General features: G+C 68.3%; 16 protein-coding genes and 1 riboswitch. Of the genes, 13 read left to right on the plus strand and 3 right to left on the minus strand.

The window, feature by feature from the left end; genetic code table 11:
• Positions 1-68: 68 nt before the first annotated feature.
• Positions 69-235: riboswitch (cyclic di-AMP (ydaO/yuaA leader) on the plus strand.
• 13 nt (positions 236-248) lie between these two features.
• The 4 genes from IEW22_RS01915 (at position 249) to IEW22_RS01930 (ending at position 4,814) form a co-directional block, all read left to right on the plus strand.
• A complete protein-coding gene (locus IEW22_RS01915) occupies positions 249-887 on the plus strand; it encodes a C40 family peptidase (protein WP_188584897.1) in 639 nt (212 codons plus the stop codon).
• 312 nt (positions 888-1,199) lie between these two features.
• Positions 1,200-2,249, plus strand: a complete 1,050-nt coding sequence (locus IEW22_RS01920; protein ID WP_188584898.1) for a C40 family peptidase — start codon at positions 1,200-1,202, stop codon at positions 2,247-2,249.
• A 25-nt stretch (positions 2,250-2,274) separates the two neighbouring features.
• Positions 2,275-3,627 (plus strand): peptidase MA family metallohydrolase, encoded by a 1,353-nt coding sequence (locus tag IEW22_RS01925; protein WP_188584899.1) that lies wholly within the window; start codon positions 2,275-2,277, stop codon positions 3,625-3,627.
• 68 nt (positions 3,628-3,695) lie between these two features.
• Positions 3,696-4,814, plus strand: a complete 1,119-nt coding sequence (locus IEW22_RS01930) for a glycosyltransferase family 4 protein (RefSeq protein WP_188584900.1) — start codon at positions 3,696-3,698, stop codon at positions 4,812-4,814.
• 187 nt (positions 4,815-5,001) lie between these two features.
• Here IEW22_RS01930 and IEW22_RS01935 read toward each other — a convergent pair whose 3' ends face one another.
• On the minus strand, positions 5,002-6,843 hold the full coding sequence (locus IEW22_RS01935; protein WP_229742088.1) for an AMP-dependent synthetase/ligase: 1,842 nt from the start codon (positions 6,841-6,843) through the stop codon (positions 5,002-5,004).
• A 213-nt stretch (positions 6,844-7,056) separates the two neighbouring features.
• On the opposite strand from IEW22_RS01935, the gene IEW22_RS01940 reads away from it, so the two are divergent.
• The 6 genes from IEW22_RS01940 (at position 7,057) to IEW22_RS01965 (ending at position 11,527) form a co-directional block, all read left to right on the plus strand.
• Entirely contained in the window at positions 7,057-7,500 is a 444-nt protein-coding gene (locus tag IEW22_RS01940) for an SRPBCC family protein (protein WP_188584901.1), read from the plus strand.
• Positions 7,493-7,930, plus strand: coding sequence for an SRPBCC family protein (locus IEW22_RS01945; protein WP_188584902.1), 438 nt, complete (start codon positions 7,493-7,495; stop codon positions 7,928-7,930). The genes IEW22_RS01940 and IEW22_RS01945 overlap by 8 nt, the downstream gene beginning before the upstream one ends.
• A gap of 23 nt (positions 7,931-7,953) precedes the next feature.
• Positions 7,954-9,177, plus strand: coding sequence for an ArsA family ATPase (locus tag IEW22_RS01950; RefSeq protein ID WP_188584903.1), 1,224 nt, complete (start codon positions 7,954-7,956; stop codon positions 9,175-9,177).
• Between the two features lie 66 nt (positions 9,178-9,243).
• The gene (locus tag IEW22_RS01955; RefSeq protein WP_188584904.1) at positions 9,244-9,627 is read left to right on the plus strand and encodes a hypothetical protein; all 384 of its coding nucleotides are present in this window, start codon (positions 9,244-9,246) and stop codon (positions 9,625-9,627) included.
• The gene (locus tag IEW22_RS01960) at positions 9,614-10,630 is read left to right on the plus strand and encodes an ROK family protein (RefSeq protein WP_229742089.1); all 1,017 of its coding nucleotides are present in this window, start codon (positions 9,614-9,616) and stop codon (positions 10,628-10,630) included. The genes IEW22_RS01955 and IEW22_RS01960 overlap by 14 nt, the downstream gene beginning before the upstream one ends.
• Positions 10,631-10,789: 159 nt before the next feature.
• Positions 10,790-11,527 carry a lysophospholipid acyltransferase family protein gene (locus IEW22_RS01965; protein WP_188584905.1) on the plus strand — a complete coding sequence of 246 codons (738 nt, stop codon included), beginning with the start codon at positions 10,790-10,792 and terminating at the stop codon, positions 11,525-11,527.
• On the opposite strand, the gene IEW22_RS01970 is transcribed toward IEW22_RS01965, so the two are convergent.
• The gene (locus IEW22_RS01970) at positions 11,491-12,846 is read right to left on the minus strand and encodes a glycosyltransferase 87 family protein (RefSeq protein ID WP_188584906.1); all 1,356 of its coding nucleotides are present in this window, start codon (positions 12,844-12,846) and stop codon (positions 11,491-11,493) included. The genes IEW22_RS01965 and IEW22_RS01970 overlap by 37 nt on opposite strands.
• A gap of 166 nt (positions 12,847-13,012) precedes the next feature.
• Between IEW22_RS01970 and IEW22_RS01975 the strand changes: the two genes are divergently transcribed.
• Both IEW22_RS01975 and IEW22_RS01980 read left to right on the plus strand, forming a co-directional pair.
• A complete protein-coding gene (locus tag IEW22_RS01975; protein WP_188584907.1) occupies positions 13,013-13,495 on the plus strand; it encodes a polyadenylate-specific 3'-exoribonuclease AS in 483 nt (160 codons plus the stop codon).
• Positions 13,496-13,623: 128 nt separating this feature from the next.
• Positions 13,624-15,033: a class II 3-deoxy-7-phosphoheptulonate synthase gene (locus IEW22_RS01980; protein WP_188584908.1), complete on the plus strand. Its 1,410-nt coding sequence runs from the start codon at positions 13,624-13,626 to the stop codon at positions 15,031-15,033.
• 120 nt (positions 15,034-15,153) lie between these two features.
• On the opposite strand, the gene pknB is transcribed toward IEW22_RS01980, so the two are convergent.
• Complete coding sequence (gene pknB, locus IEW22_RS01985) at positions 15,154-17,232, minus strand: Stk1 family PASTA domain-containing Ser/Thr kinase (protein ID WP_188584909.1); 2,079 nt, start codon at positions 17,230-17,232, stop codon at positions 15,154-15,156.
• A 331-nt stretch (positions 17,233-17,563) separates the two neighbouring features.
• Between pknB and IEW22_RS01990 the strand changes: the two genes are divergently transcribed.
• On the plus strand, positions 17,564-17,929 hold the full coding sequence (locus IEW22_RS01990) for an Rv2175c family DNA-binding protein (protein WP_188584910.1): 366 nt from the start codon (positions 17,564-17,566) through the stop codon (positions 17,927-17,929).
• The last annotated feature ends 23 nt before the right edge of the window (positions 17,930-17,952 follow it).

The raw sequence follows: 17,952 nt of genomic DNA on the forward strand, positions 1-17,952 counted from the left end.
AGCGTCCCGCTTCATCGGAAGTGGTCCGTCGGGTCACCGCTTAATTGCGCTCGCGCATAACGCTTCACGATCAGCAAGCGTCTGCACGGGCGTGAATCGGGGAACCACAGTACGGACATCTGTCCTTGGGGTGAATCCTGCGGTCATGGGGAGCAGTTCGCCATGGCATGCGGGTAGGACCATCTTCCGGTCCGAATCCGACAGCTAACCCGGTCGGCGGTCAGAGGGAGAAACGGAGAATTCGCTTCGTGGCGAAACATCGTTTGCAGAAGCCGAGTCGCGGCAAGAAGGTTGCCAAGAACGCGGTGGTGGCAGGTTCGCTGACGCTGGGTGCGGTCGGGGTGACCGCTGGCCCGGCACTGGCTGCGCCCGTGACCATTCCGGGCATCGGGACCTACGAGATCCCCGGTGTCAACGAGAATCAGATTCCCAAGGAGCTGCGCGCCGATCCGAAGGCGCCGGTGCTCAGCCTGCCCGCCATCTCGCTGCCCAACACCGGCTCGCAGACGCCCAAGGCCAAGCCGTCGCAGCCGGTGAGGCATGCGTCGGTCGGCCAGCGCGCCGCGTCGATCGCCGAGACCAAGGTGGGTGCGCCCTATGAGTACGGTGCCGCCGGACCGTCGGCATTCGACTGCTCGGGTCTGGTCTACTGGGCGTACAAGCAGGTGGGGCTGACGGTTCCGCGCGACTCCTACGGTCAGCTCGGAGGCGGACAGCCGGTGTCGCTCAACGCACTTGCTCCCGGCGACGTGCTCATCTTCAACGGTGGTAGCCATGCCGGTATGTACATCGGCAACGGCCGCTACATCCAGGCCTCCACGTACGGCGTCCCGGTGGGTGTGTCCACACTCGCCTCGGCAGACGTCTACGCCGCGCGGCGTTACTGAATCACGGGTTCACCGAACTGAATTGACGGCAACCTGCGGTCGTCTTTCGGTTCGATCACACAGGGGTGCGGATACGGGTTCGCTGCGAACCCGTATCCGCACCGATCGTCGGACGGTGCATGCACATGCGTGTACTCTCCGACAGATCGTCGATGAGTGGAGCATCGGGGGGATGCGCGTCGGGTCGGCCACTGGGTCGACACGACAGCTGCCATCGTCGAAATGAGTTCGGAGAGGACGGTTTGCGTGCACGACCGGTCTGGGGGGACCGTGGCGTCATCGCTGCGCCATGGTGGCGCTGGCCGACGCCTCATGTCTCGCGGCGCCATCGCGCTACTGGTCGCGGCTCTGCTCGCGCTCAGCGCCGTGCTCACCTTGCCCAGCTCGGCAGGTCTGGGTGCCGGCGCCGCCACCGCCACGCCGGTGACGCAGAACTCCGACCAGTTGCTCGCCCGCTACAAGGCCCTCGGCCGCCAGGCCGAACAGGCAGCCGAGGCGATGCACAACGCGCAGATCGAGTACCGCACACGCGCCGCCGAGGTGACCAGGGCGCGTGCGGCTTCCGCGTCGGCCCAACACACGCTCGACCAGTTGCAGACCCGAAAGGCGCAGCTGCAGGGTGACGTCGACGCGATCGTGCGCGCGAGCTATCGCGGTGCGCGCGTCAACCGTCTCTACGCGGTGCTGGTCAGCGACTCGCCGCAGTCTCTGCTCGACCAGATGTCGGGCCTGGAGATGCTCTCGCGGCAGACGTCGAGTGACCTGCGCACCTTCGACCAGGTGAAGGCCAAGGTGACCAAGGCGAAGGCCGACGCCGATGCGGCGACGACAGCGGCCACCGCGGCGGTGGCTGCCGCCAACAAGATCCGCGCGCAGCTCCAAGCCAAACAGTCCACGCTGCAGATGCAGATCGCCCAGGTCAAGGCGATCTACGAGTCGCTCACCGGCACCCAGCTCGCCGCGCTGGCCGGACCGCATTTCGATTTCGACCCGCGACTGGTGCCCAAGGGGACGGCGGCCGAACTGGTCGCAGTGCAGGCCGCGCTTACCCGTATCGGCGATCCGTATGTGTGGGGCGCGACCGGTCCCGACCAGTTCGACTGCTCCGGCCTGATGGTGTGGGCTTACCAGCAGGCAGGGCGGATTCTGCCGCGATCGAGCCAGGCGCAGCTGGCCGGAGGCACCCCGGTCTCGCGCGACGATCTGGAACCCGGCGACCTGATCATCTACTACTCCGACGCCTCCCATGTGGGCATGTACGTGGGCGACGGCTACGTAATCCACGCCTCCACATTCGGCGTCCCGGTGAAGGTGGTCCCCATCGATGCTGCGGGGCCCTACAATTCCGCGCGCCGGTACTGAGCGCACATCGCGGCGAAACAGCCCGATGATCGCGACGCGACTGGTGTGTGCGGCCGCGGCGATGGTCGCGGTCGTGTCGATCGCCGGCTGCGGCGGCGGTTCGACCACGACACCCACCGCCACCAGCGCGGCCAACGCCTATCTCGACGATCGCAGCGCGTCGGTGACCGCGATGCTGCGGGATTTCGGCTCGGCGCTGCGCGCGGGTGATGCCGCGAGGGCTCGGTCGTTCGTCGATCCGGGAGCCGACACGGCGTTCGCGCAGCTCATCGCCGACGCCGCCGGATCGGTGTCGGCCTTGCGTCCGGTGCACCTGGAATACGGTGTCGACGCCTCCACGGCCGGCTCCGGGACCGGGCTGGCCGAGACGCTGGTCCCCGACGACCTGCAGCGCAGACTCGACGCCGAGGGAGCCTCGGATTCCTGGGTGGCCCCCGTGGTGGTCGATTACGCGATCGGCGGGGTCGATTCGATGCCCACCCGGGTGAAGGCCCCGATGGTCCTCGTCCGTCACGACGACTCGTGGCGGATCCTTGGATACGCCTCCTCGGTCCTGCATTCCGGTTCGGCGCCCGCGCTGCCCTGGGATCACCCCGGGCTCCTGCGTACCGACGTGCGCACCGGCGACGTCGATTCGGTGGTGCTGTCCTACCCGGGCAGTCGCGCCCTGGCGCAACGCATCACGGCGGCCTTCCCGTCGGCGGTGCGCGCGGTCACCGACTTCTGGGGTGAGCAGTGGTCACAGGGGGCCGTGGTCGAGGCCACCGACACGCCAGCGCAGTTCGCCGCGCTCGGCGGTGGTGGCACCGACCCGGCCTCGGCTGCTGCAGCCACCGTCTATGACAGGGTGGTTGCCGGCAAGAGCGGACAGCGGCGGGTCGCGCTGGGACAACGGGTGGTGTTCACCCCGCAGGCCGTCACCGAACTCCCTGGCGCGACACTGGGCGTGGTGCTGCGCCACGAACTCACCCATGTGGCCACCCGGACCCGCACCGCTGAGGGTGCGCCGCTGTGGGTCACCGAGGGGACCGCCGAATACGTCGGCCGTTTCGGTACCTTCACCACGCTCGATGAGGCCGCACCCGACCTCGCGGCGTCGGTACGGGCGAACGGACCGCCCAGCGCTCCGCCGTCCGATGCGGCCTTCACGCTCAGCGGCCCCGACGCGCAGCTGGCCTATCAGCAGGCCTGGTCGATGATCGACTACATCGCGGGTCGATACGGGCGTGCGCGGACGGTGTCGCTGTATGTCGCGATGGCGGCCGGCCCCGAGACCACCGCGCAGCAGGATGCGTCGATCTCCACCACGCTGGGAGTATCCGGTGCCGATCTCGTCTCGGGGTGGCAGTCGTGGCTGCGCACGCAGGCGTCGCACTGAGCGCGGCCACACGCTGCGGTGCGCGGGTCGTGCCCGAGACCGGGCCGTCGGACCTCTACGGTTGATCCGTGCATCGAACTCTGTTGGTGACCAATGACTTCCCGCCGCGTCCGGGCGGTATCCAGTCGTATCTGGAGAATCTGGTCGACCGGCTGCCGGCCGACCAGGTGGTGGTCTACGCGTCGTCGTGGGACGGTGCCGAGGAGTACGACGCGGCGCATGAGTACACCGTGATCCGATATCGAGGCCGGCTGATGCTGCCGACCCCCGGTGTGGCCGCGCGCGCCCGCGACCTCGTCGCGCGACATGACATCTCGACGGTGTGGTTCGGTGCTGCGGCGCCACTGGCTGTCCTGGGGCCGACACTGCGACGCGCGGGTGCTCGGCGGATCGTGGCGAGCACCCACGGTCACGAGGTCGGGTGGTCGATGGTGCCGGTGGCGCGCGGGATCCTCCGGCGCATCGGTGACGACGCCGATGTGATCACCTACGTCAGCGACTACACGCGCCGGCGCTTCTCGGCGGCCTTCGGTCCGCGGGCGCGACTGGAGTATCTGCCACCCGGTGTCGACACCGACCGGTTCGCGCCGGATCCGCGGGCGCGCGAAAGGATCCGGGAGCGGCACGCACTCGGTGACCGCCCGACGATCGTGTGCCTGTCACGTCTGGTGCCGCGCAAGGGTCAAGACGTGCTGATCGAGGCCATGTCGTCGATCGTGCAGGCGGTTCCCGATGCCGTCCTGCTCATCGTGGGCGGCGGGCCGTACGGCAAGCGGTTGCATGAGATGGCGGCCGCGAGTCCGGCTCGTGCATCGATCATGTTCACCGGAACCGTTGCGGCTGAGGAGATCCCGGCCTACCACAACGCGGCGGATGTGTTCGCGATGCCGGCCAGGACGCGCGGCGGTGGCCTCGACGTGGAAGGGTTCGGCATCGTCTACCTCGAGGCCTCGGCCTGCGGTGTGCCGGTGGTCGCCGGGCGTTCGGGTGGTGCGCCCGAGACCGTGGTGGACGGCTCGACCGGATATGTGGTCGACGGACGGTCGGCACCCGACGTCGGCGATGCCGTGGTCGACATCCTCACCGATCCGGTGCGTCGCGCGCAGATGGGGACCGCCGGGCGCGAGTGGGCCGTCGGCAATTTCCAGTGGGGTGGCGCTGCGTCACGTCTGGCGGGACTGCTGTGAAGGATTGAGCGGGCGTCGAAAACGGCTGAGCCGGAGAAACTCTCACGACAGCCCGACCAGACAACCACAGCCCGACCAGACAACCACAGCCCGACCGGACAACGACAGCCCGACCGGACATCCGCAGATGTCCGGCGCCTGTCGTCATGTCCGCCCGACGTGATCGGGCGGGGTGTGGATCAGTCGATCACGCGTACATCGACTCGATCTCGTCGGCGTACTTCTTGGTGACCACGTTGCGCTTGACCTTGAGGGTCGGGGTCATCTCCCCGGTCTCCTCGGTGAAGTCGTGCGGCAGGATCTTGAACTTCTTGATCGACTCCGCATGCGACACGGTCTTGTTCGCTTCGGACACGGCGCTGTCGATGTCGGCGCGCAGGTCAGGATCTTCGACCAGTTCGGCAACCGTGGCCTCGGCGGGTTTGCCGTGTTCGGCCTTCCACTGCTCGAACGCCTCCGGGTCGATGGCGATGAGGACGCCGATGAACGGCTTCTGGTCGCCGACCACCACCGCCTGCGAGATCAGCGGATCCGACCGCAGGACGTCCTCGAGCCCGGCCGGCGAGACATTCTTGCCGCCGGCGGTGACGATGATCTCCTTCTTACGGCCGGTGATGCTGACGAACCCGTTGGAGTCGATCGTGCCGATGTCGCCGGTGTGGAACCAGCCGTCCTCCAGTGCGAGTTTCGTGGCCTCCGGATTGTTCCAGTAGCCGGTGAACACCACCCCGCCCGACAGCAGGATCTCACCGTCCTCGGCGATGCGCACCGAGTTGCCGCCGAGCGGACGGCCGACGCTGCCGACGCGGAAGGCGTCGGGGGTGTTGACGCCAAAGGCCGCCGTGGTCTCGGTCAGTCCGTACCCCTCGTAGACGGGCAGTCCGATACCGCGGAAGAAATGGCCGAGGCGTTCCCCGAGGGGTGCGCCGCCGGAGATCGCGAGCTGACAGCGACCGCCCAGGGCGTCGATCAGCTTGCTGTAGACCAGCTTGGCGAAGATCGCGTGCTTGATCCGCAGCAGCAGGCCCGGGCCGCCGGTGTCCAGCGACCGGCTGTACTCCACGGCGGTGTCGTTGGCCAGGTTGAAGATCTTCTCCTTGCCGCCCTGCTTGGCCGACTGTTGGGCAGCGGTGTAGACCTTCTCGAACACGCGCGGTACCGACAGGATGAAGTCGGGTTTGAAGCTGCCGAACTCGCTGACGATGTTGCGGGTGTCGTTGGAGAAGCCCACCTCGACGCCGCCCTTGACACACAGCAGGGTCACGGCGTGCGCGAGCACGTGTGCCAGCGGCAGGAACATCAGGGTGCGGCGACCGGGCTGGTCGAGGAAATCGCCCAGTGAACTCTGCAGGATCCCGGCGCATTCGGAGAGCATGTTCGAGTGGGTCAGGGTGCAGCCCTTCGGGCGCCCGGTGGTACCCGAGGTGTAGATCAGCACCGCCGGGTCGGCGGCCTTGACGCTCGTCCGGCGTTCCAGAAGGGCGTCGTCGGAGACATCCTTGCCCTGTTCGAAGAGCTCGTCGAATGCGCTGACACCGCCGGCGGCCGGATCGATCTGATAGATCTTCTCGACCGCACCGACGCTGCCCACGGAATCGACGATCGCGCGGTGCGCATCGTTCTCGACGATCAGCGCACGTGCACCGGAGTCGGTGAGGATCCACTCGACCTGGTCGGCCGAGGACGAGTCGTAGATCGGGACCGTGGAGGCGCCCGCCGCCCAGATGGCGAAGTCCAGGAGAATCCACTCGAGCCGGGTCGAGGAGAGCATCGCGACGCGATCGCCGTAGCCCACGCCCTGTGCGATGAGTCCCTTGGCCAGGGTGGTGATCTGATCGGCGGCCTCACCGGCGGTCACCACCACCCACTCGTCGCCGGACTTGCGCCGGAACATCGGCGCCTGACGATTTGACTTCGCTATGTCGAAGACGATGTCGGGGCAACTCGATGAGGGGTCGATGGTGAATTCGGCCGGAGTGCTGTATTCCGTCCTCGTGCCGGGTGCCGTGCGCACCGAGTTGTCGCTCACGCTTTCCTCCGCGTCCGTGGGACCAGTTGTAACCCAGGTTACCGCCGGGTAGTTTCTCGCCACCGGACCGGGGCATGTGTGAAGCTAAGGCCATGGACGCACAGCAGCGGTCGGGCGGCGCACGGTGCGCCGTGCGACGGTGTCGACCGTCTGGATGGCGCGGCCGGCGAGTCGGGCGGTGCACAGGGGGACACGGGTGATGGGGGAGAGGCGATGAGCAGTATCCAGATCGCCGACGAGACGTTCGTCGCGGCTCCGGCCGCACGGGTGGCCGAGGTGATCGCCGATCGGGGCAACTGGTCGCGTTGGTGGCCTGACCTGCGGCTGTCGGTGACCGAGGACCGCGGTGAGTCGGGTATCCGGTGGCGTGTGAGCGGCGGGGTCGACGGGACGATGGAGTTCTGGCTGTCTCCTCGGCTCGACGGTGTCGTCGTCCACTACTTCTTGCACGGTGAGCCGGCCGAGTCACTGCCCGACGTCGGACGTGCACGATGGGATCGGGTGGCGGCGATCGTGCGCACCCGCCGCGTTGCGGGCCGCGGCGCGGTCTTCGAGGTGAAACGATGCGTGGAACTGGGGCGTGCAGCCGGCGAGCCGGCCGTACCGTCGCATACGCAACCCGACGAGCACACACTGGAGAGTGACGCGCGTGTCTGACCACACCGAGCAGTCCATCGTCGTCGACGCCGATCCGGATGCGGTGATGGCGGTGATCGCCGATTTCGAGCACTACCCGGACTGGGTGTCGGCAGCCCGCTCGGTGCAGGTGACCGACCCGGGCACGGCCGGCCGGGCAAAACAGGTGAAGTTCGAGCTCGACGCCGGGGTGCTGCGCGACACCTACGTACTCGACTACACCTGGGCCAGCGACGGTCGTTCGGTCCAGTGGGATCTGTCCGAAAGTGAACTGCAGCGCGCCCAGCACGGCCGGTACTCGCTGACCCCGCTCACCGACAGCACCACGAAGGTGACCTACGAGCTGATGGTCGATCTGAAGATCCCGGTGATCGGGCAGCTCAAGCGCCGCGCCGAGAAGGCGATCACCGACACCGCCCTCAACGAGCTGAAGAAGAAGGTCGAAGGCTGAGCGACCTGGCACCCATCCACATCGTGGTCGGCCACGGCGGTGCCGGGGTCTCCACCGTCGCCGCCGCCGGGGCCGTCGAGACCGGTGCGTCGAGGCGTTCGACAGCAGCAGCGACCCGGCTGCGCGAGGAACCCACGTCGCTCCTGGTCACACTGGACCGCTTCCGGCCGGCCTCCCGACTCTTCGGGGTGTACTCGCGACCCGGGGTTCCGGTGCCGGTGTCCCAGCACGCCCATCTCCTCGAGATCGACACCCTCGGCTTGGTCGAGGACCTGTGGGCGGCGATTTCCGATGCGATGCCGACGGGACTGGGCGAGGTCACCGATGCCGTCACCGAGGTCGACCCGGCCGAGCTCATCGGTTTACCCGGCATCGAGACGGTGCTCGCCCTGCGCGCGATACGCGAGGTCGCCACCGACGGCCGGTTCAGCCGGATCGTCCTCGACTGCTCGGGCGGCGTCGATCCCTACGCGGTGCTGCGGGCGCCCCGGATGTACGCCGATCTCCTCGAGCGGATCTGGCCGCGGCATCGTCGCCTGTCGGCCTCCGGCGAGGGGGCCCGGGTCACCCGGATCGTGGCCGTGGTCGATGCCCTCGCGCGCGATTGCGAGGATCTCGCCGAACTGTTCACCGACCCCGCGACGACGACCTCCCACGTGGTGACCTCGGCATCTGACTACGGGCGCGAGATGGCCCGCCGCCATCTCGCGGTGGTGGAGCTGCTGGGGATCCCCGCGGCCACACTGATCGTCAACGCCGGTGCGTCCGGGTCGGCGGCGCACGGGACGGCGGGCGCACGGGACTCGGCGGTCGACGGACCGGGTGAGCTCGACCAGGCCTTCGTCGACATGGCGTCGACCTCGACGCTGGTGGCCACACCGCGGCTTCGGGAGGTGCCGCGATCGGTCCGGGCGCTGCGCGGACTGGGGGTATCGTTGCGCCAGACCAGGGGCGCGGACACCGGTCCGGCGGCGGCCCGCGTGGAACATGTGGCCGGTCACGGGCTGGAGTCCAGATACCGTCTCGCCTGGCCACAATCCCTCCCGGACCCCGCTGACCTGTCGCTCGGGCGCTCCGGCGACGACCTGCTGGTGACGGTCTGCGGAGTTCGCCGCGCGGTCCGTCTGCCGTCGGTGTTGCGCCGATGCACAGTGGACGACGCGCGGTGGGAGAACGGTGTCCTCGCGATCGGGTTCCGACCCGATCCGGCGGTCTGGCCGGCGCATGACACCCATCAGAGTGCATGAGGCCGGCCGGCGCGGACCGGGGCAGCGCCGGGATGCGACGGACGACAGGGCAGGACAGGGAGATCCATGACCGACGAGTTCGATGCCGAGAGCACCCAGCGCCTTGTGGCCGCGGTGGTGGGCCGGATCGACGAGTTCGCCGCAGCGCTGATCGGCCGCGTCGAGGCCACCTCCGCAGAGCCGGGAGGGGGCGTCGCATCCGGTGAATCCGCATCGACCGGTGGTGGTTTCGTCGACCTGCTGATCGTCGAGGCGCTGGAGGCACTGGCTCGTCTGCTCGCCTCGCTGATCTCGGTTCTGGAGACGCTCGCGGTGGCTGTCGACGCCTTCCTGACCACCCGTGTCCACGCGACCGCCGGTGCCGCGTCGACCGATGCGCGACGCGCACGTTCGAGCTTTCAGCCGATAACGGTGCACATCGATCCCGGGACGGCCGATGGTCGCCGCTGAGCATCGCGGTCCTCGCGCGTCCGCCGCGGCCGGTCTCTCCTCGACGATGACCGTCGGCATCGACGTGGGCGGCACCTCGGTGCGGGCCGCGGTCGTCGATATTGGCGGGCGAATCCACGACACCTCCCGCGCGCAGACCCCGGCGACCGCCGAGGCGCTGGAGAACTGCCTCGACCGACTGGTCGGGGAATTCCGCACGCGGTGGCCGATCTCGGCGATCGGGCTGGCGCTGGCCGGCTTCTTCGACTCGGACTGTTCGGTGTTGCGGTACGCACCCCATCTGCCGTGGCGCGAGACCGCAGTCGCTGCACAGATGTCCGAGCGCATCGGGCTACCGGTGTTCTGCGAGCACGACGCGAACGCTGCCGCGGCGGCCGAATACCGGTTCGGGGCCGCCGCACACGGTCGCAACGTGGTGGTCATGACGCTGGGTACCGGTGTCGGTGCCGGGTTCCTTCAGGACGGTCGGCTCTATCGCGGGAGCTTCGGGGTGGCACCGGAACTGGGTCACATCCAGGTGGTGCCCGATGGCCGCAGCTGTGCCTGCGGCAAACGCGGATGCTTCGAGAGGTATTGCAGCGGAACGGCTCTGGTCGACACGGTGGTGGAGATCGCGGCCGACCATCGGCACTACGGCAGCGGACTGGCCCGCGAATCGGCGATCGATCCCGGGTCGCTGACCGGACGGCGTATCGCCGCTGCGGCATCGGAGGGTGACGAGGTGGGCCTGGCGGCATTTGCCGACCTCGCGCAGTGGCTCGGTGCCGGACTGGCGACGGTGGCCGACGTCTTCGATCCCGATGTCATCGTGGTCGCCGGTGGGGTGGGCACCTCGGCGCACCTGTTCCTCGATGACGCCCGTGAGCACTATCGCGCCCGCGTCACCGGGGCCGGTCACCGCAGTCTGGCCCGCATCCGGCCCACCCAGCTCGGCGAGACCGGTGGCATGGTGGGCGCCGCCGAAGTGGCCCGTCAGCGCCTCGGTTCCTCGCTGCCGCGGTAGCTCGACGACGACTTCGTCGCCGGCGGATAACGCTTCGTCATGTCCGCCACGCGGGCGCCCGGGCTGTGGGTAGAGTTGTGCTCGCCTCGGGGAACGATGAGGTCTCGTGTCGGGTATGCGCTGCGGTGAGCCGGGGCATATGAGAGGAATGGGCGAATCATGCTCTATTGGCTGGTCAAGTTCATCTTCGTCGGCCCGCTGATCCGGGTGTACAACCGGCCGAAGGTCGAAGGACTGGAGAACATTCCCGCCGACGGCCCGGTCATCCTCGCCGGAAACCATCTGTCGATCGCCGACTGGCTGTTCGCGCCTCTCGTGGTCGACCGCCGTATCACCTACCTGGCCAAGAGCGACTACTTCACCTCCCCGGGTGTGCGCGGCGCGCTGCAGAAGTTCTTCTACTCCAAGACCGGTCAGGTCCCCATCGACCGCAGCGGCGCCGACGCCGCCGAGAATTCCCTGATCACCGCCAAGCGCCTGCTCAACGAGGGCAAACTCGTGGGACTGTATCCGGAGGGCACCCGTTCACCGGACGGACGGCTCTACAAGGGCAAGACTGGTGTCGCGCGAGTGGCGCTGGACACCGGCGTGCCGGTGATCCCGGTGGGCATGATCGGTACCAACGAGGTCAGTCCCCCCGGACCCTTCCGGTGGCGTCACCGCAACGTCACCGTCAAGTTCGGTAAGCCGATCGACTTCTCCCGCTACGAGGGCATGAGCGGCAACCGGTTCATCGAGCGTGCCGTCACCGACGAGATCATGTACGAGCTCATGCGACTCACCGGCCAGCAGTACGTGGACGTCTACGCCGCGACGCTGAAGAACCTGACGCCGGACACGGCCTCCCCGGACCCCTCGGCTCAGACCGACGGGTCGAGGTCGAAGCCGGCCGCCTGAGTCGCAACCCCTGCTCGATCAGCCGAACCCGCCCGATCAGCGTGTGAGCGGCCGCCGCTCGTCGCGTCGACGCAGGCACTGATCACCAGGAACGCCACACCCCAGATGAGGTAGGCGTTGCCCACCGGTGTCTCCAGCAGCGACCAGTCCCGTCCCTCATGTGGCAGCAGCTGATAGGCGCCGGCCGCGAACACGACGAGCCCGGCGACGCTGAGCCATCCGTAGATATGTGCGACGCGCCGTGAGCCGGCCCGGACGCTGGTCACCGCGGTGGCGGTGAGCGCCGGCACCACCCACACCCAGTGGTGAGCCCACGAGGTGGGACACACGAGAATCGCCCAGATCGCGGTCACCGCCATGGTGTGCACAGTGGCGAGATGGCGGGCGGCGAGATGGCGGGCGGCGAGATGGCGGGCGGCGAGATGGCGGGCGGCGAGGTCCCCAGTGGTGGTGCGCGCCGATGGGAGCGCACCGACGGTCATGTCCCCGCGCGTGACGATCCGCCGGATCGCGACCAGCGCCAGCACCGTCACCGCGGCCGCGCATATCGCCCACAGCGCGTGCATAGTCGTTCCCGGCCCGATGAGCCGGATCCAGAATCCGAAGATGTTCTGATCGAGCGGACCTGTCTGGTCGCCGATCCGGCCGGAATCGGTGAGCGTCGAGGTCCAGTAGCGCACGGTGTCGTCGGGCGCCCAGGCGGCTGCCACCAGTCCGGCCGTCACGAACGCCACCAGGCCCGTCACCGCAGCCCGCCGCTCACCACGGATCGCCAGACAGAGCACAAAGGCCAGCGGGGTCAGCTTGATGGCCGCGGCGATCCCGATCAGGACCCCCCGGCGACCCGATGGGATCACGAACAGGTCGACCATCACCAGGGTCATCAGCACGATATTGAACTGGCCGAATCCCAGCGTCGTCCAGACCGGGTTGAGCCAGATGCCGAGGGTCGTCATCGCCATCACCACCCACACCCGGTCGCGGCGACCACCGATCTGCAGCGTCCGGACCAAGATCGCCGACACCGTCGCGAGACAGGCGATCGACACCGCGGTGATCGCCAGGCCGCTGGTGGCCGGCCCGATGAACGACAACGGCAGGAACACCAGCGCCGCGAACGGCGGATAGGTGAACGGCAGCCACAGTCCAGAAGCGGTGAACGGCATCGAACCGTTCGCGTACAGCGGCACCCCGGCCCGCCAGGTGGCCGCACCCAATCGGTAGACGTCGACGTCGACACGCGGCCGGGTGAACACGTCGAGCAGTTCGGGGATGCCGAAGAGCTGGAACCAGACCGAGGCGGCCAGGGCCGCCACCACGATCACTCGCCAGACCGGCCGACCGGCCGCCTCCGAGATCAGCCGATCCGCTCGCGAATGCCTGGGTCGATCCGTGCTGTCGATGGCCGACTCCTCCCGTTGCTCACCCGGGCGGTGGGTGAGAGTGCATGTCACCCCCGGTGCGGGTCACCCCTAGGGTGATCGGGTGCGCTACTTCTATGACACCGAGTTCATCGAGGACGGGCTGACGATCGACCTCGTGTCGATCGGCGTGGTCGCCGAGGACGGACGCGAATACTATGCGGTGTCCACCGGATTCGACCCCGACCGGGCGGGTGCGTGGGTACGCGCGAACGTGCTCCCCAAACTGCCATCGCCGTCCTCCCGAACGTGGCGCAGCAGGGAAACGATTCGAGACGACCTGCTGAACTTCTTCACCGAACCCGGCGAGGACATCGAACTGTGGGCGTGGATCGCGGCATACGACCATGTGGCGCTGTGTCAGCTGTGGGGGTCGATGACCGCACTGCCGCGACCGATCCCGCGCTTCACCCATGAGCTGAAACAGGCGTGGGAGGCGGCCGGCAGTCCGGAGCTGCCCCGACAATCAGGCGACAACCACGATGCCCTCGCCGACGCCCGGCACAACCTGGTGAAGTGGAAGGTGATCACCGGCGCTGCGGGCTGAGCGTGCTCCCGAATGTGCGCCGGGACTACTGACCGCCCGCGACGTATCGCGGCGGGTGGGCGTCTTCTCGCAGCTCGTGCGGATGGCCGGGTTTGGGGAGGACGCGTGGGCGCGTTTACCCTGGACCGGTGGTGAACTGGACCGTTGACGTGCCCATCGAAGAGCTACCCGAACTGCCTCCGCTGCCGGGTAACCTCGCCGACCGTTTTGCCGACGCCATCAGCCGTCCTGCCGAGCAGCAGCCGTCGTGGCCCGCGGACAAGGCGCGCGCGATGCGCACCGTGCTCGAGAGTGTGCCGCCGATCTGCATGCCCGCCGAGGTGGACAATCTCTCGGCGCAGTTGGCCGAGGTCGCCCAGGGACGCGCATTCCTGCTCCAGGGCGGTGACTGCGCGGAGACCTTCGCAGACAACACCGAGCCGCACATCAAGGCCAACATCCGCACCTTGCTGCAGATGGCGGTGGTGCTCACCTACGGTGCCAGCACGCCGGTGGTGAAGGTGGCCCGCATCGCCGGCCAGTACGCCAAACCCCGCTCGTCGAACGTCGACGCACTCGGATTGCCGTCGTACCGAGGCGACATGGTCAACGGATTCCCCGCCGAGGAGTCCGTGCGCATCCACGACCCCTCACGGCTGGTGCGCGCCTACGCCAATGCCGCCGCGGCGATGAACCTGGTGCGGTCGCTGACCGGACGTGCGGGGATGGCCGGACTGCATCGCGTGCACGACTGGAACCGGGAGTTCGTGCTGACCTCGCCGGCCGGTGCCCGGTATGAGGCACTGGCCGCGGAGATCGACCGCGGTCTGAAGTTCATGGACGCCTGTGGTGTGAACGACTCGAACCTCGACTCGGCGGCGATCTTCGCCTCGCATGAGGCCCTCGTCCTCGACTACGAGCGCGGCATGCTGCGCCTGGCCGACGATCCGCAGCACCCCGACGATCCCGATTCCAAGCGGCTCTACGACCTGTCGGCCCACTTCCTGTGGATCGGGGATCGCACCCGGCAGATCGATGGCGCGCACATCGCGCTCGCCGAGCTCATCTCCAACCCCATCGGTCTGAAGATCGGCCCGAGCACCACACCCGAACTCGCCGCCGACTACGTCCGCAAGCTCGACCCGAACAAGATCCCGGGTCGCCTGACGCTGGTCGCGCGGATGGGTAACGACAAGGTGCGGACACTGCTGCCGCCGATCGTGTCGGCAGTGGAGGAGACCGGTCACAAGGTGATCTGGCAGTGCGACCCGATGCACGGCAACACCCACACCTCGCCGACCGGCTACAAGACGCGCCACTTCGACCGGGTGGTCGATGAGGTCCAGGGCTTCTTCGAAGTTCATCGCGCACTGGGCAGCCACCCCGGTGGCATCCACATCGAGCTGACCGGTGAAGACGTCACCGAATGCCTCGGTGGGGCGCAGGAGATCTCCGACCTCGACCTCGCCGGCCGCTACGAGACGGCCTGCGACCCGCGGCTCAACACCCAGCAGGCGCTCGAACTCGCCTTCCTCGTGGCGGAGATGCTCCGCGGATGACTACTGCGGAGATGCTCCGCGGATGAGTACTGCGGAGATGCTCCGCGGATAGACGCTGGGCGGATGGCGCTGGGAAAGCGGCTACCTGCACGGCGGGGCCGTACCGGCCACCGCGGCATGTCAGGGCAGTGAACCGATCTCGATCTGCGTACCCGGCGACACCCGGTCGCCGGCCGAGACGCTCTGATAGATCACGATCGCCCGCGACGAGTGGGTCAGGCTCCGCACCTTGACCCGCAGCCCGGCCTGCTCCAGCGCGTCCCGCGCCGAGGACACCGATTTGCCCATGACCGAGGGGACCGTGACCGCATCGGACACGTAGAGCCGCACGGTGGTGTCACCGGAGTCCAGGGTCGAGGAGGCTGCGGGTTCGGTTTTGGCGATGGTGCCCGCGGCCGCATCGCCGTCGGCGGTCGACCCGGCATCCACCGGCGTGAGCCCCACGGCGATGAGCGTGTCGCGAGCTTTGTCTTCCGACATGCCGGTCACGTCGGGCACCGAGGTGGCCGGGCCGCTCGAGACGGTCACGGTGATCGCTGAGTCGGTGGCCACCACGGTTCCTGCGGCCGGACTCAGCGAGATGACGCTGTCGGCGGGGTAGCGGCTGAACTGCCGGTCGCCGACGGTGACGGCGAGTGTGCGGTCGGCCAGTTGCGCGGTGGCGGCCGACAGCGAGGTGCCCGGCGCGATCTGGGGGACCTCCGGTCGGCCCGCCGAATAGTTCAGTGTCACTGACGACGACCGCGTCGCGCGGCTGCCGACCTGTGGAGACGTACTCAGCGCGGTGTCGCGGGCGACGGTGTCGTCGTAACGAGGTTTGTCGACCACGCGGAAGCCCGCTTCGGACAGTGCGTGATGCGCGGCGGTGCGGTTCATCCCGGCGATGTCGGGAATCTGTGTGAACCGACCCTCGCCGAGCCACCAGCCCACGCCGGCGAGGGCTCCGGCCAGAACCAGGACGGCGACGAGCAGTGCTAGGACGCGGCGTCGTGAACGGGTGCGACGAGCGGGGTAGTCCTGTGCGGCCGCGGCCAGCGTCGGTCGTGCGGCGAAGGCCGCCGGGTCGGGCATGACCGCCGTGCCGAACCGTTCCCCGGCGGGATCGCGGCCGGCGAGTTCGGGATCGGCGTATCCGGGAGCGGGGGCCGGCGGCAGCACTGTCGAGTCGAATACCGGTGGAACCGTCTGCACGCGCGTCGCGGTGCGCGGGGCCTCGGGAGGGTCGGCGGTGTCGGGGCCGCGAGCGCTGTCGTCCGCGACGCCACCGGCGGCCATCGAATGCCGAACCCGCTCGGCACTGGCGCGTTCGGCCGAACGCAGCGGCGCGGGAACGGTGAAGCGCGGTAGCTCGAGCCGGGTCGCGATGTCGGTGAGGGCCGCCTGCATCTGCGCCGCGTCGGCAAAGCGGTGTGCGGGGTCGCGCGCGGTGGCTGTGAGCACCAGTTCGTCGAACTCGGCGGGGACGCCGTCGATGAACTCGCCCGGTGCGGGAACGTCGGAGTTCAGACGCGCGTAGGCCAGGCCCAGCGGGGTGTCACCGTCGAACGGCGTTCGGCCGGTGATCATCTCGAAGGCCATGATGCCCGCCGAGTACACATCACTGCGGGCATCGGCGGCGGCGAACTCCACCTGTTCCGGTGAGAGGTAGGCCGCGGTCCCGAGGATCACGCTGTGCGAGGTGATGCCGGCGGCCGCGATCGCGCGCACCAGGCCGAAGTCGACGACCTTCACCTCGCCGGCGTCGGAGATCAGGACGTTCTCCGGTTTGATGTCGCGGTGTACCAGTCCGGCATGGTGAGCCTGCGCCAGTCCGCCCAGGGCCGGGCCGAGAACCGCGGCCACCGCATGGGGTGGCATGGGACCGCGTTCGCGGAGCAGTTCGCGCAGCGTCCCGCCTTCGACCAGCTCCATGACCAGGAAGGCGAATTCGCCGTCAATGCCCTGGTCGTAGACGGGTACGAGCCCCGGGTCCTTCAATCGTGCGACCGCACGCGCCTCGAACTCGAGGCGGCTCAGGAACTGCGGATCAGACGAGTAGCGCGGGTCCATCACCTTGACCGCGACCGGCCGGTCGAGGCGCAGGTCGACACCCACGTACACGCTCGACATCCCCCCGCGCGCGATCAGTGCGTCGATGCGATACCGGCGATCGAGGACGGCACCGAGAAGCGGGTCACGCACCGGCGTCACCACGGGCATCGTGGATGGGGTCGGCGGATGACGGCAACAGGCCACGTCATCGATCCGATGTCGACCATCGCGCCGTCTCGCCTCCTTCTCCGTACCGGGCATCTAGTGGACCGGATATCTGCGGACCGGTCTCGGGTGGCCGGTCCTGTCTGTGTGCAGGCTGATCTGTGTATCAGGTCTGCGGCACGACCAGTATGCGGCGAATCGGTCGTGCAGCCCTCAAGCGTACCGACAGATCATCCCGGCGAGGTCACGGTGGGAGATCGGAGTCGACCCCCGGTGATCGCTGCCCCGATGATCCGCGTCAGATGATCGGGTATGTGCCGGGTAATCTGTCCGGGTGGTATCGCTTCCGCTGACCGAGGATTTCCTCCCTGCCGACCGTGAGGTTCTCGATCTCGACGAGGTCGCGCGTCTGCTCGGCGTCTCGCAGGGCCGCGTGCGCACCCTCATCGCCGATCACACGCTGCTCGCACTGCGGCGCGACTGCCGTCCGGTGGTGCCGGCGGTGTTCTTCGACGACGGCGACATCCTCAAACATCTGACGGGGCTGATCGCGGTACTCATCGACGGCGGCTATCAGCGCGACGAGGTCATGCACTGGCTGTTCACCGAGCAGGACGATCTCGCGATCATGCCGATCGACGCCCTGCACGGACATCAGGCGCGCGAGATGATGCGTCGCGCCCAGGCGCAGGCCTTCTGAGTTCGACGGCACTCCTGTCGTCG

The organism is Gordonia jinhuaensis (assembly GCF_014639795.1).
In the GTDB taxonomy this organism is placed as follows: domain Bacteria; phylum Actinomycetota; class Actinomycetes; order Mycobacteriales; family Mycobacteriaceae; genus Gordonia_B; species Gordonia_B jinhuaensis.